General features: G+C 70.5%; 16 protein-coding genes. 5 read left to right on the top strand and 11 right to left on the bottom strand.

What is annotated here, in order from left to right; all coding sequences use genetic code 11:
• Window positions 1-2: 2 nt before the first annotated feature.
• The 8 genes from tatB to BLU08_RS14535 form a co-directional block, all read right to left on the bottom strand.
• A complete protein-coding gene (gene tatB, locus BLU08_RS14570) occupies window positions 3-446 on the bottom strand; it encodes a Sec-independent protein translocase protein TatB (RefSeq protein WP_090200641.1) in 444 nt (147 codons plus the stop codon).
• Between the two features lie 80 nt (window positions 447-526).
• Window positions 527-772, bottom strand: coding sequence for a twin-arginine translocase TatA/TatE family subunit (locus BLU08_RS14565; protein WP_090200637.1), 246 nt, complete (start codon window positions 770-772; stop codon window positions 527-529).
• A 115-nt stretch (window positions 773-887) separates the two neighbouring features.
• Window positions 888-1,451: an SMC-Scp complex subunit ScpB gene (scpB, locus tag BLU08_RS14560; protein WP_090201490.1), complete on the bottom strand. Its 564-nt coding sequence runs from the start codon at window positions 1,449-1,451 to the stop codon at window positions 888-890.
• A 92-nt stretch (window positions 1,452-1,543) separates the two neighbouring features.
• Window positions 1,544-2,362, bottom strand: a complete 819-nt coding sequence (locus BLU08_RS14555) for a ScpA family protein (RefSeq protein ID WP_090201488.1) — start codon at window positions 2,360-2,362, stop codon at window positions 1,544-1,546.
• 65 nt (window positions 2,363-2,427) lie between these two features.
• The gene (nagZ, locus tag BLU08_RS14550; protein WP_090200636.1) at window positions 2,428-3,453 is read right to left on the bottom strand and encodes a beta-N-acetylhexosaminidase; all 1,026 of its coding nucleotides are present in this window, start codon (window positions 3,451-3,453) and stop codon (window positions 2,428-2,430) included.
• Between the two features lie 88 nt (window positions 3,454-3,541).
• Window positions 3,542-4,279 carry an SPOR domain-containing protein gene (locus BLU08_RS14545; protein ID WP_233996010.1) on the bottom strand — a complete coding sequence of 246 codons (738 nt, stop codon included), beginning with the start codon at window positions 4,277-4,279 and terminating at the stop codon, window positions 3,542-3,544.
• A gap of 52 nt (window positions 4,280-4,331) precedes the next feature.
• Window positions 4,332-6,077, bottom strand: coding sequence for an arginine--tRNA ligase (argS, locus tag BLU08_RS14540; RefSeq protein ID WP_090200635.1), 1,746 nt, complete (start codon window positions 6,075-6,077; stop codon window positions 4,332-4,334).
• Window positions 6,078-6,246: 169 nt separating this feature from the next.
• Window positions 6,247-6,894: a hypothetical protein gene (locus BLU08_RS14535; RefSeq protein ID WP_090200634.1), complete on the bottom strand. Its 648-nt coding sequence runs from the start codon at window positions 6,892-6,894 to the stop codon at window positions 6,247-6,249.
• A 125-nt stretch (window positions 6,895-7,019) separates the two neighbouring features.
• Here BLU08_RS14535 and ispH point away from each other — a divergent pair, with 125 nt between their 5' ends.
• From ispH to rnhA, 3 genes are read left to right on the top strand one after another with little or no spacing between them, the layout of a single operon-like run.
• The gene (ispH, locus tag BLU08_RS14530; protein ID WP_090200633.1) at window positions 7,020-8,024 is read left to right on the top strand and encodes a 4-hydroxy-3-methylbut-2-enyl diphosphate reductase; all 1,005 of its coding nucleotides are present in this window, start codon (window positions 7,020-7,022) and stop codon (window positions 8,022-8,024) included.
• 30 nt (window positions 8,025-8,054) lie between these two features.
• Entirely contained in the window at window positions 8,055-9,026 is a 972-nt protein-coding gene (locus BLU08_RS14525) for a homoserine kinase (RefSeq protein ID WP_090200632.1), read from the top strand.
• Window positions 9,027-9,081: 55 nt separating this feature from the next.
• Entirely contained in the window at window positions 9,082-9,531 is a 450-nt protein-coding gene (rnhA, locus tag BLU08_RS14520; RefSeq protein WP_090200631.1) for a ribonuclease HI, read from the top strand.
• A 115-nt stretch (window positions 9,532-9,646) separates the two neighbouring features.
• On the opposite strand, the gene BLU08_RS14515 is transcribed toward rnhA, so the two are convergent.
• The 3 genes from BLU08_RS14515 to BLU08_RS14505 all read right to left on the bottom strand — a co-directional run bounded on the left by BLU08_RS14515 (window position 9,647) and on the right by BLU08_RS14505 (window position 12,013).
• Entirely contained in the window at window positions 9,647-9,823 is a 177-nt protein-coding gene (locus BLU08_RS14515; RefSeq protein ID WP_090200630.1) for a YegP family protein, read from the bottom strand.
• Window positions 9,824-9,886: 63 nt separating this feature from the next.
• Window positions 9,887-11,011, bottom strand: coding sequence for an FAD-binding oxidoreductase (locus tag BLU08_RS14510; protein WP_090200627.1), 1,125 nt, complete (start codon window positions 11,009-11,011; stop codon window positions 9,887-9,889).
• 6 nt (window positions 11,012-11,017) lie between these two features.
• Window positions 11,018-12,013, bottom strand: a complete 996-nt coding sequence (locus BLU08_RS14505; RefSeq protein ID WP_090200625.1) for an alpha/beta fold hydrolase — start codon at window positions 12,011-12,013, stop codon at window positions 11,018-11,020.
• A 114-nt stretch (window positions 12,014-12,127) separates the two neighbouring features.
• Here BLU08_RS14505 and BLU08_RS14500 point away from each other — a divergent pair, with 114 nt between their 5' ends.
• Window positions 12,128-12,700 (top strand): prepilin peptidase, encoded by a 573-nt coding sequence (locus tag BLU08_RS14500; protein WP_090200623.1) that lies wholly within the window; start codon window positions 12,128-12,130, stop codon window positions 12,698-12,700.
• Between the two features lie 76 nt (window positions 12,701-12,776).
• Window positions 12,777-13,883, top strand: coding sequence for a Flp pilus assembly protein CpaB (gene cpaB, locus BLU08_RS14495; RefSeq protein WP_090200620.1), 1,107 nt, complete (start codon window positions 12,777-12,779; stop codon window positions 13,881-13,883).
• Window positions 13,884-13,891 lie beyond the last annotated feature (8 nt).

Raw genomic sequence — 13,891 nt, 5'->3', positions numbered from 1 at the left:
GCCTATTCGCCCTTCCGTCCGGCGCCTGCCCCGTCGCCCGGCACGCCCGATCCGGCGATGTCCTCGGCGGTGGGCGGCGGAGACGGAGACGGGGACGGCGGTGGGGGCGGGTCGTCGTGGGTCGGATGGTCGGCTGCCGGCCGCTCGCGGCCATCGTCGATCGGAGGCGGCCCGGTCATGACCGGCTCACCGGCGCGCGATTCGGCGGAAAGCGAGGTTCGGCGCATGATCTCCTCGTTCTGCGCCTTCCACTTCTTTTCCATGTCCTCAAGCTCGGCCTCGCGCACCATGGCATCGATGCCGGTGCGGAAATGGGCCGAAACGCGGCGGACCTTGCCGATCCAGCGCCCCGCCGTCCGCATCGCGCGCGGCATGTCCTTCGGGCCGATCACGATCACGGCCACGATGATGATCACCAGCAATTCTGCAGCGCCGATGTCGAACATGGGAAAGCTGAGCGCGCCTCCTTATCGCGGGCTCGTGGGTGCCGCGCCCGGTCCGGCCGGCACGCGGGCACGGGTTCCCGTCAGGAGCCGGTCTTCTCGCTCGGCTCGCCCGTGCGCGTCTCGCCCGCCGGGACTTCGTTCGCCGGGGCCTCGATCCGCTTGGCATTGGCGGGGTCGGACGGACTGTCCTCCTCGCTCATGCCCTTCTTGAAGCTCGAAATGCCCTTGCCGAAATCGCCCATCATTTCCGAGATGCGCCCGCGCCCGAACAGGACGAGGACGACCAGCGCGATGATGAGGATTTGCCAGATGCCGATACCGCCCATGATGCAATGCTCTCTTTCCGCCCGCCTGGGGCAATAGTGGCGCATATAGGTGCGATGATCCGCTTGTGCCAGTACCCGCTTGGCCCGCCCGCCAAGCCGCGCCGGTGCGTGGCCCTTACGCGTTCCCGTCTTGCGCCGGGTCCGCGTCCGCCGCGTCTTCACCGCCCCCGCCGCCGAAGGCCTGCATCGCTTCCTCAAAGGCTTCGTCGACGGGATCGAGCAGGCCGGCGGCGCGCAATTCGTCGATCCCGGGCAGGTCGCGGCGCGATTCGAGGCCGAAATGGTCGAGGAATTCGGGCGTCGTCGCATAGATCACCGGACGGCCCGGCACTTCGCGCCGCCCGGCCAGCTTCACCCAGCCTGCTTCCATCAGCACGTCCAATGTCCCCGCGCTGGTCTGGACGCCGCGAATCGATTCGATCTCGGCCCGGCTGACCGGCTCGTGATAGGCGATGATCGCGAGCACCTCGGTCGCCGCGCGGCTCAGGCGGCGAACCTGCTCCTGTTCGCGCCGCAGCAGGTGGGCGAGATCGGGCGCGGTCTCGAAATGCCAGCGCCTGCCGCGCTCGACGAGGTGGACGCCGCGGCCCGCATAATGCGCCGCCAGCGCGCGCAGCCCCTCGCGCACCAGCCCGGCCTCCAGCCCGCCGAGATGGGCCGCCAACCGTTCCACCGTCATCGGCTCCTCGGCCGCGAAGAGCGTCGCCTCGAGCGCGCGCTCGATCTCGCCCGCCGGCGGCGGACCGTCCCCCGCCTCCGCCTCCCCCTCGCTCACGCGGCGCCGTCCTTCACCCGGCGGATGCGAAGCGGGGCAAAGGCCTCCTCCTGCGCCAGTTCCGCGCGGCCCGTCCGGGCGAGTTCCAGCGCCGCGACGAAGCTCGACGCGAGCGCCGAGCGGCGCAGGGCCGGCCCGGCATGGGGCGGCAGAAAGTCACGGATCTCCATCCATTCGAGCGTCACGCCGAGCATCGCCGAAACCCGTTCGAGCGCGCTGTCCAGGGTCATCACCGGGCGATTGGCGACGTGGTAGATGCGCGGGGCGGTGCGGGCCTTGACCTGGCCATAGGCGGCGATCAGCGCATAGGCGTCGCACTTCCAGACGGTCCTGCGGTCGGTCCTGAGCCCTTCGGGCGCGCCGCGCAGGAAAATGTCGCGCCCGATCCGGTCGCGCGCCATCAGCCGCGCAGCCGCCTCCCGCATCGCCGAGAGGCGCTGGAGGCGCAATTGCAGGCGCAGCGCGAGTTCCTCGGGGCTCGGGTCCTCCTGCTCGTCCCTGGGCAGCAGCAGCGCGGACTTGAGATAGGCGAGCCACGCCGCCATCACGAGGTAATCCGCCGCGAGTTCGAGCCTGAGCTGGCCGGCGCGCTCGATATGGGAGAGATACTGGTCGACGAGGGCGAGGATCGAGATCTGGCGCAGGTCCACCTTCTGGCGCCGCGCGAGGTCGAGCAGCAGGTCGAGCGGTCCCTCCCACCCGTCGAGTTCGAGGATCAGCGGGACGTCCCCCGCCTTCGCCCCCTTCCGCGCGGCCTCGTCCTGCGGCCATTCGGCGGTCGGTTCCGCCGCGCCCGCGGCCTCCCCGGCGAGCATGAAGCCCGCGGGGCGCGCCTGCCCGGCGCGTTCGGGCGCGTCCTCGAGGCCGGGGAGCTCCCCGCTCATGCCGCGTGGCCTGCGAGCGCGAGCAGTTCGTCGCGCGCCGCGATCAGCTCCGCGTGCTCCGGCGCCATGGCGGCGGCGACGCGGGTTTCCGCGAGCGCGCGGTCGAGCCGGGCGAGCGCCTCCTCGCCCATCGCCGGCAGCGCCGCGCAGACGCCGGCCATGTCGTCCATCCTGGCCCAGCAGTTGAGCACCACGTCGCAGCCCGCCGCGATCGCCCGGGCCGAGCGTTCGGGGATCGTGTCGGTCAGCGCTTCCATGTCGATGTCGTCGGTCAGCAGCAGCCCGGTGAAACCGATTGCGCCGCGGATCACGTCGCGGATGATCGCGGGCGAGAGGGTGGCGGGGTTCTGCGCGTCCCAGGCGAGGAACAGCAGGTGCCCGGTCATGCCGATCCGCGCGGTCCCGGCCAGCGCCCGGAACGGGGCGAGATCGCGCTCCAGTTCCTCCGCGCTGGCGCGGATGGTCGGCATTTCGCGGTGGGAATCGACCATCGAGCGACCGTGGCCGGGCATGTGCTTGATGCAGCCCGCGACGCCGCCAAGGGCCAGCCCGTCGAGCACCGCGCGGCCGATCGCGGCGACCTGGACCGGGTCTTCGCCCAGCGCGCGGTCGCCGATGACGTCGTGTGCGCCCGGCCGGCGCAGGTCGAGCGGCGGGTGATAATCGACCGTGATCCCCATGGCAGACAGTTCGAGCGCCATCGCGCGCGCGCTCAGCCGGGCGGCCTCGATCGCGCTCGCCGGAGCGATCCGGTAGAGCCGGTCGAACGCCTCGCCCGCCGGGTAGTCCCCCCAGTGCGGCGGCCGCAGGCGGGCGACCCGCCCACCCTCCTGGTCGATCGAGATCAGCAGCCGTTCGCGCCCGTGGAGCGCGCGCAGTTCGTCGGTCAGGGCGCGAAGCTGGTCGCGGTCGACGCAGTTGCGTGCGAACAGGATGTAGCCCGCCGGGTCCGCATCGCGGAAGAAGGCGCGCTCATCGGCCGTGAGCCGGGGGCCGGAGCATCCGAAAATCGCCGGGATCATGGCTCGAGCCTTGCACCGGGAGCCCCGCCGCGCAAGCCGGGCCAGCTCCCGCCATGGGGAAAACGACGCGCTGCGGCGCGGCTGCGGGTCAGGGCTTGACCTGGCAGTCGAGCCCGTCGGCCTTGAGCGCGGCGCACAGCCTGTCGGCGCTCGCGCGGTCGGCGGCCAGCGCCTGGAGACGATAGACCGTGCCGATGTCGATCCGCCCCTCGACCACGCGGTAGCGCAGCCCGGACAGGACATCGGTGCGGCGCGACAGCTCGTTCCAGCCCTGTTCGGCGCGGGCGCGGCTCGAATAGGCGGCGAGCTGGACCGCGACCCCGTCCGCACCGGCGGCGGGCGCCTGCGGAGCGGCCGGTTCGGGCTTCGCTTCGGGCTTCGGTCGGGGCGCCGCGGCGTCTTCGGCGGATTCCCCGGGCAGCGGCGGCAGCTCGGCCTCCGGCGTCGCCACCCGGCCCTCGCGCGTGCCGCCCTCGCCGACGACCGGGGCGACATTGCCGGTCCCCTCGAACTGCTTGCCGCCCGGATCGTCGGGCCGCACCTTCACCGGGGTATCGGGCGCCGCGATCGTGCTGCCGTCGGCGACGAACTCGCCGTCCCCCGCCCGGTTGGTGAAATACCAGATGCCGCCCACCACCAGCACCAGCAGGGCGACGAGCACGGCGGCGAAACCGATCACCTGCGCGGTGTCAATGCCGCCCGCGTCCTCTTCCTCCTCGTCGGATTCGAGCCACGGCAGGCTGTCGTCGGCGGGCAGGGCGAGTTCCTCGCCGTCATCCCCGATCTCTTCGTATTCGGCCTCGACCACCATCACCTTGTCGCTCACCCTGATTGTCCGGTCCCCGATCGTCCCGATTCCGGAGGCCAGGGACGGCGCGTCACATGGACTCGACCGCTTCCACCCCCAGCACGTTCAGCCCGTTGCGGATGACTTGCCCGATCGCCGCGCCGAGGAAAAGCCTCGCGCCGGTCAGCTCTTGGTCCTGTTCCACGATGAACCGTTTTCCGGGCGAATCATTGCCGAGATTCCAGAAGGCGTGGAGTTCGGCGGCAAGGTCATAGAGATAGAAGGCGATCCGGTGCGGCTCGCGCGCGCGGGCGGCGGCCTCGACCTCGCGCGGGAAACGCGCCGCGAGCCTGACGAGCGCGAGCTCCTCCCCGCCCAGCCTGCCGAGCGCCTGCGGCGAGGGCGCAAGGCCCGCCTCGTCCGCCTTGCGCAGCGTCGAACGGATGCGGGCATGGGCGTATTGCACGTAGAAGACCGGGTTGTCCTTGGATGCCTCGACCACCTTGGCAAAGTCGAATTCCATCTGCGCCTCGGGCTTGCGGGTGAGCATGGTGAACCGCACCACGTCCCGGCCCACTTCCTCGACCATGTCGGCGATGGTGATGAAATTGCCCGAACGCTTGGACATCTTGACCGGCTCGCCGCCGCGCATGAGCTGGACCATCTGGACCAGCTTCACGTCGAACGGGATGGCGCGCCCCTGCCCTTGCGAAAGGGCGGTGACGGCGGCCTTGATCCGCTTGACCGTGCCCGCGTGGTCCGCGCCCCAGATGTCGATCAGCTCGTCCGCCCCGGCCGCCTTCTGCATGTGATAGGCAAGGTCGGCGCCGAAATAGGTCCAGGCGCCATTGCTTTTCCGGATCGGCCGGTCCTGGTCGTCGCCGAAGCGGGTCGAACGGAACAGCGGGAGTTCGACCGGTTCCCAGTCCTCGGGCGGCGCCTTGCCCTTGGGAGCCTCCAGGACGCCGTCATAGACGAGATCGTGTTCACGCAGCCAGGCCTCCGCCTCGGCGGGCTTGCCCGCAGCGTGGAGCGCGGCTTCGGAAGCGAAGACATCGTGGTGGATGCCGAGCAGGGCGAGGTCCGCCTTGATCAGGTCCATCATCCGCCCGGTGGCCTCGGCGCGGAAGACGGGGAGCCATTCCTCCTCTCCCGCATCGCGGAACCTGTCGCCGAGCTCGCGCGCGAGCGCCTCGCCGACGGGCTTCAGGTAGTCGCCGGGATAGAGCCCCTCGGGGATCGCGCCGATGTCCTCGCCCAGCGCCTCGCGGTAGCGCAGGTGCGCCGACCGGGCGAGCGTGTCGACCTGCCCGCCCGCGTCGTTGATGTAGTATTCGCGCGTGACCTCGTGCCCCGCCCATTCGAGCAGGCTCGCCAGCGCATCGCCCACCACCGCGCCGCGGCAATGGCCCATGTGCATCGGCCCCGTGGGATTGGCCGAGACATATTCGACATTGACCCGCCGGCCCGCGCCCATGACGGAGCGCCCGTAATCCGCACCCGCCCCGGCGATCGCGCCGAGCTCGCCGAGCCACGCGGCGGGATCGAGGCGCAGGTTGATGAAGCCCGGCCCGGCGATCTCGGCGCTGGTGACGGTGGGATCGGCCGCGATCTTCTCGACGATCCTTTCGGCGAGCGCGCGCGGATTGGTCTTGGCCGGTTTCGCCAGCACCATCGCGGCATTGGTCGCAAGGTCCCCGTGCGAGGGGTCGCGCGGCGGCTCGAGGGTGACGTTGGCGAAGGAGGTTTCGGGGGGCAGCGCGCCTTCCGCGACGAGCGCCTTCAGCGCGGCTTCGATCCGCGTCGCGTATTCGGCGTATAGAGTGGTGTGTTCCATGGATCCTGTGCGCTCGAAAAGGGGCGTCCCACCCGGAGGATGGAGGTCCCCGCCTTCGCGGGGACTCGCGAAAGTTTCAAGTGCGGAAAGCCGGGCGCCCGCAGGCGCGCCGTAACGGAGCGCAGGGGCAACACGCCGGGAATGCGGCCCGGATGGGCTGGCGAAGATGCTATCTCGTCGCGTTGTAGGCGAGCTGGTCCTCGGACAGCTGGAAACCGATCAGCATCTCGAACCGGGTCCGCGCGATCGCCGCCTTGACCTCGGGATCGGCCAGCGGGTCGAGCGCGGCTTCGGGATCGCCGGGCCGGCGGCGGCGCGTGATCCGCTCGCGGATGTCCTGGGGCAGCGAGGAGGCGGCGCGATCGACATAGCTCGCCGCCTGCCCGCTCGCGCTCGCGCGTTCCTCGCCTTCGGCGAAGTCCAGCGTTATCTCGCCCACCCGCTTGGAGACGACCGCGCTGCCGGCCCGCACCACGGTCACGAAATAGGGGATCGTGACCGTCCGGCTCCCGCGCGCGTCGGCGCGGCGGGCGACCACGTCGAAGGTCGCGGTGGTGTAGACCTTGTCCCCGCTGTCGTCGCAGGTCGCGCGCAGGTTGGTCATCGCCGCGGTCACGTCGAGATCGGCCGCGGTCTTGCCCCCGCCGGAAAACAGCGTCACGTCGCCGGTGTAGTCGGGAATGCCGACAGCCGGGCAGGAGCTCAGGACCGAGGTGATGCCGACCCCCTGGTCGACCACCAGCTCGCCCTCGCCGCGACAGCCCGCCAGCGCGGCGATGGCGACGAGCGCGGCAAGGACAGGTTTGCGTTGGAACATTGTGAAGAAGCCGTCCTCGAATCTGCCGTCCGGATCATGCGCGCAGGCCCGCCGCTCCCGCGGAAGGCCCCGTAAAGTCGCGTGAGCCCTAGCGATGCGCGCGACAAAACGCTAGAGGGAGGGTCATGAACGCGTCCTTGCCCGAAAGCACGCTCGCCGAGAGCGCCCCGCCCGCCGCCGACCACGCTGCCGATGCGGCCCCGCTCAACCTGCTGATCGCCGCCCCGCGCGGCTTCTGCGCCGGGGTCGACCGGGCGATCGAGATCGTCGAGCGCGCGCTCGAACGCTATGGCGCGCCGGTCTATGTCCGGCACGAGATCGTCCACAACAAATACGTCGTCGAAGGGCTCGAGGCGAAGGGCGCGGTGTTTGTCGAGGAACTCGACGAGGTGCCCGACGACGCGCCGGTCGTCTTCAGCGCGCACGGCGTGCCGAAATCGGTCCCGGCCGAGGCGCAGCGGCGCAAGCTGCTCTATGTCGATGCGACCTGCCCGCTCGTCTCCAAGGTCCACCGCCAGGCCGAACGCCAGATCGAAAAGGGCCGCCACATCATCTTCGTCGGTCACGAAGGCCACCCCGAGGTGATCGGCACGATGGGCCAGGTCGCGCCCGGCCAGATGACGCTGGTGGAGACGATCGAGGATGTCGACAAGCTCCCCTTCGACAGCGACGAACCGCTCGCCTACCTCACCCAGACCACGCTTTCGGTCGACGACACGCGCGAAGTGATCGAGGCGCTCGAATGGCGCTATCCCAATATCGAGGGGCCGAAGGCCGAGGACATCTGCTACGCCACTTCCAACCGGCAGGCCGCGGTCAAGGAGATCGCGCAGGACTGCGATTTCGTGCTGGTCATCGGCGCGCCCAATTCCTCCAATTCGCTGCGCCTCGTCGAGGTTGCCGAACGGCTCGGCACGCCTTCGAAGCTGATCCAGCGCGCCTCGGAAATCGACCCGGCCTGGCTCGAAGGCGTCACCACGCTCGGCATCACCGCGGGCGCCTCGGCCCCGGAAGTGCTGGTGCGCGAAGTGGTCGAGGCACTGGGCCGGATGCGCCCGATCGCCGAGGAGACGATCACCGCGGCCGAGGAAAAGATGGTGTTCAAGCTGCCCCGCCAGCTCACCGATTAACCCCGCGCGCGAGGGGCAACCGGGGGCAACATGGCGGTCTACACCCATCTCGGCGCGGAAGACCTCGCCCGGCTGACCGGCGAATACGATGTCGGTGCGCTGGTCTCGGCCAAGGGGATCGCGGAGGGCGTTTCCAATTCGAACTGGCTGGTCGAGACTTCGGGGACGGGGGACGGCACGCGGCGCTTCATCCTGACCATGTACGAACGCCGGATCGAGCTTGCCGACCTGCCCTATTTCCTCGGCCTGCTCGACCATCTCGCGGGACGCGCCTGCCCGGTCCCGCGCACGATCCACGACCGCGCGGGCGCCGCCTACCGGATGGAGCGGGGCAAGGCCGTCGCGCTGATCGAATACCTGCCCGGCGTCTCCCCCACCCGCCCTTCCCCCGCGCAGGCCGGCGCGGTGGGCGAAGCCCTCGCGCGGATGCATCTTGCCGGCCGCGACTTCCCGCTCAGCCGCGCCAACACGATGGGCTTTGCCGACAATCTCGCCATCCTCGAGCAATGCGGACGGGACGCGCTGGCCGCGATCCACCCGGAGCTTCCCGCACTCCTCGAACCCGCCCGCGCCGCCGCGGCGCTCGACCTTTCCGGCTTGCCGCGCGGCAATATCCATGCCGACCTGTTCCCCGACAACGTGCTGATGCTGGGCGAGGAGGTGACCGGGATGATCGACTTCTACTTCGCCTGCACCGATTGCCTCGCCCTCGACCTTGCGACGACCCATGCCGCGTGGTGCTTCGAGCCGGAGACGGGCGCCTATGATCCCGCGCGGGGCGAGGCGCTGCTTTCGGCCTACCGGGCGGTGCGCCCGCTCGAGGAGGGGGAGCGCCGCCTGTTCGGGCGAATCGCGCAAGGCGCGGCGCTGCGCTTCGTCGCGAGCCGGGCGGAGGACTGGCACGGCACGCCCGCCGGGGCGCTGGTCACCCGCAAGGACCCGATGGAATTCGCCCGCCGCTGGCGTTTCTATGCCGAACACGGGGAGAGCCTTCTCGCCTGATCCCCTTGCCCTCGCGCCCGATCCCGGCAAGGAAGCTACCGCGATGAAACGCCATATGAAACAGGTCGAAATCTTCACCGACGGCGCGTGCAAGGGCAATCCCGGCCCCGGCGGCTGGGGCGTGCTGCTGCGCCTGGGCGAGCACGAGAAGGAGCTTTCCGGCGGCGAGGCGGAGACGACCAACAACCGCATGGAACTGACCGCCGCGATCCGCGGGCTGAGCGCCCTGACCGAGCCGTGCCGGGTCGAGCTCTATTCGGACAGCAAATACGTCCTCGAAGGGATGACCAGGTGGGTCGAGGGCTGGAAGAAGCGCGGCTGGATCAATGCGAGCAAGAAGCCGGTCCGCAACGCCGACCTGTGGCACGAGCTGATCGAGGTCGCCGCGCGGCACGAGGTGACATGGCACTGGGTGCGCGGCCATTCGGGCCACCCGGAAAACGACCGGGTCGACCGCCTCGCAAGCGACGAGGCGGAGCGGATCGCGCGCGAAAACGGCGGGTAGGGCGCGAACGGGGGTTTCGTTCGGTCAGGTCACGCGCGCACACCCCGTTTCGAGCGACGGCGCGCCATGAAATGTCGTCCGTCAGCCCGCCCCCGCGCGCAACGTCCGGCAAGCGTCAGCTGTTGTCTTCGACCGGCGCGTCGGGGCCGTTCTTCTTGATCGAATCGATCGCGTTCTGCGCGCTCGATTTCGAGGAATAGCCCTGGGTCGAGAACATCACTTCGGAATTGTAGCTGAAACGCACCCGGAATTCGCCGGCCTTGTCCTTGTAGATCTCGAACTTGTGAGCCATCGGTCATCCCCTTCCCTAACCGTGTCGGAACCGGGACCACCATACAGATCGAAACCCCCTTGGCTAGCCGGTTCGGGCCGTTTTTTCCGTGTCGAAACGCGCCGGGCCATAGGCGGCGGGGTCGATCCCGGCGGTCATCGTGTCGGCCTCCTGCCCCAGCAGCAGCTGCGCCCCCAGCCGCGCGGCGGCGGGCGCGGTCTGGATGCCGAAGCCGCCCTGGCCCGCGAACCAGAAGAAGCCCGCGACCCGCGGGTCCGGCCCGTAGACCGGCAGGCGGTCGGGGGCGAAGCTCCTTAGGCCCGCCCAGCGGTGTTCGAGCGCTTCGATCCGCCAGTTGGTCACCGCCTCGAACCGGTCGATCGCGCGCGCGACGTCGATCTCTTCGGGCGCGGCGTCGCAGGGCTCGCTCGGCACCTCGTCATGGGGCGAGAGCCAGAGCCGCCCGTTGTCGGGCTTGAAATAGAACCTCCCGTTGATGTCGAGCACCAACGGCAGGTCGTCGGGCGCGGTGGGGGAGACGCGCAGCTGCACGACCGTGCGCCGCTTGGGATCTATGCCGAGCGGCCTTGCGCCCGCGAGCCGCGCGATCGTATCGGCCCACGCCCCGGCGGCGTTCACCACCCGCGCGGCGCGGAAGCTGCGCCCGTCCTCGCAGGCGATGCGCCAGCCGCCGTTTTCCGGCGCGAGGGACGCCACGCGCGCTCTCACGGCCAGCTCCACCCCGGCTTCCCGCAACGCCTTGAGATAGTGCTGGTGCAGCCCCGCCACGTCGATGTCGGCGCAGGCCGGTTCCCAGATAGCGTCGACCCATTCCTCGCGCATCAGCGGGACCCGCTCGACCAGCCCCGCGCGCCCCAGCCGCCCGATCGTCACGCCCGTCCCGGCAAAGCTCGCCATGAAGGCGTCCATCGTTTCGCCGTCCCCCGCCTTGCCGACATAGAGCGCGCCGCGGTCCTTCAGGAAACCGTGTTCGCGCAGGTAGCGGCCCGAGGGCAGGGTCAGCGGGACGACGCCCGGCCCGCCATAGCATTGTTCCCAGAACGCGGCCGAGCGGCCGGTCGAATGATAGCCCGGCGCGTCCTCCGCCTCGAGCAGCAGCACCCTGGCGTGGGGGCCGAGTTCGGCGGCGAGGCTCGCGCCCGCCATCCCGGCCCCGATCACCGCGAAATCATACGTGGTCCCGGTCATGGCGCCTCAATCCCGCGCTGGCGCGACCTCGTCAAGGAAAGCGGCGATGGCCTGCATCGCGCGGGCGCGGACCGGATCGACCTCGCGCAGGATTTCGTGCCGCGCTTCAGCGCCGAATTCGACCAGCCGCGCGTTCGGCAGGCGCTCGGCCGCGCGGCGGTTGGCGGCATGGCTGACGAGCTTGTCGATGCTGGTCGAAAGGATCAGCACCGGCGTGCGCACGGATTCGAGGGCGCCCGCGGCCTCCAGCCCGCGCCATGAGGCATAGGCGCGCTCGACCCAGCGCCAGCTCGCCGGGCCGATGACGAGTTCGGGCCGTTCGCGCCGCCACCAGATCTCGTCGGCATAGCGTTCGTCGTCATGGGTGAGGAGGGCATTGCGCGCCGCGGGCAGCGCGCCCGGCTTTTCCGACCATTTCCACGCCTGCCGCGCGGGATCGCCGATCCGGGTCATGGTCCGCGCGATCGCGTGGAGCGCGCCGAGCGGCAGCGGCGGCCCGTTGATGCCGAGCATGGGCGCGGACAGCACCAGCGCCGCGGGATCGACGCGGCGTTCGACCACGGCGCGCATGGCGAGGTGCCCGCCCATCGAATGCGCGGCGAGCACGTGGGGGCCCGGCGTCCCTGCCTTCCACGCGGCCCACAGCGCGGCGAGATCGTCTATCCAGTGGGCGAAATCCTCGACATGGCCGGTCACCGCGTCCCGCCCGAGCCGCCCGGAGCCGCCCTGCCCGCGCCAGTCGGAAGCCGTGACGCGCCAGCCCGCGCGGTGCCATTCCTCGAGCGTCTCGAGATATTTCTCGTAATGGTCGCCGCGCCCGGGCAGGAACAGGATCGAGCCGCGCGGCCGCGCGGGATCGGCGCCGGGCCAGTCGATCCGGCGCACTTCGTGCCCGTCGGGTGCCTGCCAGACGGTCTCGCGCGCATGGGGCGGGATCGCCCGGCGGTCGATCGGCGCCGGCCGTTCCGTGTCCCTGTCCCGAGAGGCCGCGCCCCTACCCATCGTGCCGATCCGTCGCCTCTGCGGTTTGGTTACTATTTGGTAAGCCCTGACCTGTAGCACAGCCTCGAGCGAAGGCCGCCCGGACCTGCCGGGCGCCCAGAATTCGGGGGCAAGATGCTTGATTTCATCCACTACGGGCTGCTCGCCGGCTTGGCAATCGCGCTGCTTTTCGCCGCCTTCACCGACATCAGGCGGCGGCAGATCGACAACTGGCTGAACGCCGCGATCGCGCTGGGCGCGCCGGTGTTCTGGTGGTCGCAGGGCCTTTCGCCGTGGCCGGACATCGCACTGCAATTCGGCGTCGCGCTGCTCGCCTTCGCGATCCTGGCGGGACTGTTCGCCCTGCGCGTGATGGGCGGGGGCGACGTCAAGCTCCTCACCGCGCTCGCGCTGTGGATCGAACCGGCGCTGTTCGTGCAGCTGCTCGTCATGATGGCGCTCGCCGGGGGCGTGCTGACCGTGGTGATGGGCAGCTGGCACCTGATGCGCCGCCGGCGCGAGCGACTCGCCATTCCCTACGGCGTCGCGATCGCGATCGGCGGGCTGTGGGTGCTGGGCGCGCATTACCTGCCCGAAGCGGGGCGCCAAGCCGCGCCGGCTGTCGTCGCGCACGGAGCAGCCGCGGTAAGCGCCGAAACCGCCGCGTCTTTTCCAACCGGAGCGGCTGCCGGGTCAACCCGATCTTAACCCTTCCGGGCTTACCCGTCGAAACCATACCCGCCCGGCGACCAACCCCGGGCAATTACTAGGGGGCTGACAAGCCATGGATAGGAAGAAGCTGGTTCTGCTGCTCGGTGCGCTGATCATCGCGGTCGGCACGGCATTCGCCGCGCGGAGCATGTTCGCGGGCACCGCGGCGCCGGAAGCGGTCGCTGCCGCGCCCGAACCGACGGGGCCCAAGGTGCTGGTGGCGCAGCGCGCCCTGCCCGCGGGCACGATCATCACCGCCGACGCGCTGGGCTACCAGCAGTGGCCCGAGGAACTGGTGCGGGAGGCCTATTTCCTCGACGGCGAAAGCGACGTGAACCAGCTGCTCGGCACGGTCGTGCGCTATCCCGTCACCGCGGGCGAGCCGGTCACCCAGGGCTCGCTGGTGAGCCCGGGCGACCGCGGCTTCCTCGCCGCGGCGCTGGGTCCGGGGATGCGCGCGGTGACCGTGCCCGTCTCGGCCCGCACGGGCGTTGCCGGCTTCGTCTTTCCGGGCGACCGGGTCGATCTCGTGCTGACCCAGACCGTCGAAGGCGACGGCCAGCCGCTGCGCGCCGCGGAAACGGTGCTGCGCAACCTGCGCGTGCTCGCCACCGACCAGTCGACCGAACAGGTGACCGACGAGAACGGCAAGACCATGGTCCGCGCCTTCCGCACGGTTACGCTCGAAGTCACGCCCAAGATCGCGGAGAAGATCGCGGTCGCCCAGACGGTCGGCACGCTGAGCCTCGTGCTGCGCTCGATCGCGGACAACGAGGCCGAGCTCGAACGCGCGATCGCTGCGGGCGAGGTGCGGATCCCGGACACCGCCACGCCCGAAGAGGAGGAGCGCATCCTGCGCGCCGCCCTGGGCCGCCCGATCGACACCGGCGCGACCTTTGCCACGGGCGGCGACGTCTCGCGCTTCCAGCGCTCCTCGATCCCGCCGAAGGATGGTGGCGGCAAGTCCGACTACACGCCGCCCGCGCCGGGCGTCTCGGCCAAGGTCGGCGGCGCGCCCGCCACCTCCGGCCCGAGCGTGCGCGTCACCCGCGGCCAGAACACCATCGAAGTCCCGGTCGAAGGCAAGATCACCGCCGCCCGCGCGATGCGCGGGCAGAGCAGCCGGGGCATCGGCGAGGCGGGCCGGACCGTCCCCGCCGCCGCCATGACGGTGCGCTGACGCGTGCC

The sequence above is a fragment of the Erythrobacter sp. HL-111 genome (assembly GCF_900105095.1).
Classification (GTDB): Bacteria; Pseudomonadota; Alphaproteobacteria; order Sphingomonadales; family Sphingomonadaceae; genus Erythrobacter.
Note: the sequence above shows the minus strand (reverse complement) of the source record. Positions and strands in the feature narration are given on the sequence as shown.

Coding starts and splice junctions, on each gene's coding strand:
- tatB (WP_090200641.1), bottom strand. CDS start 446: ATGTTCGACATCGGCGCTGCAGAATTGCTGGTGATCATCATCGTGGCC.
- BLU08_RS14565 (WP_090200637.1), bottom strand. CDS start 772: ATGGGCGGTATCGGCATCTGGCAAATCCTCATCATCGCGCTGGTCGTC.
- scpB (WP_090201490.1), bottom strand. CDS start 1,451: ATGACGGTGGAACGGTTGGCGGCCCATCTCGGCGGGCTGGAGGCCGGG.
- BLU08_RS14555 (WP_090201488.1), bottom strand. CDS start 2,362: ATGCTCGCCGGGGAGGCCGCGGGCGCGGCGGAACCGACCGCCGAATGG.
- nagZ (WP_090200636.1), bottom strand. CDS start 3,453: ATGATCCCGGCGATTTTCGGATGCTCCGGCCCCCGGCTCACGGCCGAT.
- argS (WP_090200635.1), bottom strand. CDS start 6,077: ATGGAACACACCACTCTATACGCCGAATACGCGACGCGGATCGAAGCC.
- BLU08_RS14535 (WP_090200634.1), bottom strand. CDS start 6,894: ATGTTCCAACGCAAACCTGTCCTTGCCGCGCTCGTCGCCATCGCCGCG.
- ispH (WP_090200633.1), top strand. CDS start 7,020: ATGAACGCGTCCTTGCCCGAAAGCACGCTCGCCGAGAGCGCCCCGCCC.
- BLU08_RS14525 (WP_090200632.1), top strand. CDS start 8,055: ATGGCGGTCTACACCCATCTCGGCGCGGAAGACCTCGCCCGGCTGACC.
- rnhA (WP_090200631.1), top strand. CDS start 9,082: ATGAAACAGGTCGAAATCTTCACCGACGGCGCGTGCAAGGGCAATCCC.
- BLU08_RS14515 (WP_090200630.1), bottom strand. CDS start 9,823: ATGGCTCACAAGTTCGAGATCTACAAGGACAAGGCCGGCGAATTCCGG.
- BLU08_RS14510 (WP_090200627.1), bottom strand. CDS start 11,011: ATGACCGGGACCACGTATGATTTCGCGGTGATCGGGGCCGGGATGGCG.
- BLU08_RS14505 (WP_090200625.1), bottom strand. CDS start 12,013: ATGGGTAGGGGCGCGGCCTCTCGGGACAGGGACACGGAACGGCCGGCG.
- BLU08_RS14500 (WP_090200623.1), top strand. CDS start 12,128: ATGCTTGATTTCATCCACTACGGGCTGCTCGCCGGCTTGGCAATCGCG.
- cpaB (WP_090200620.1), top strand. CDS start 12,777: ATGGATAGGAAGAAGCTGGTTCTGCTGCTCGGTGCGCTGATCATCGCG.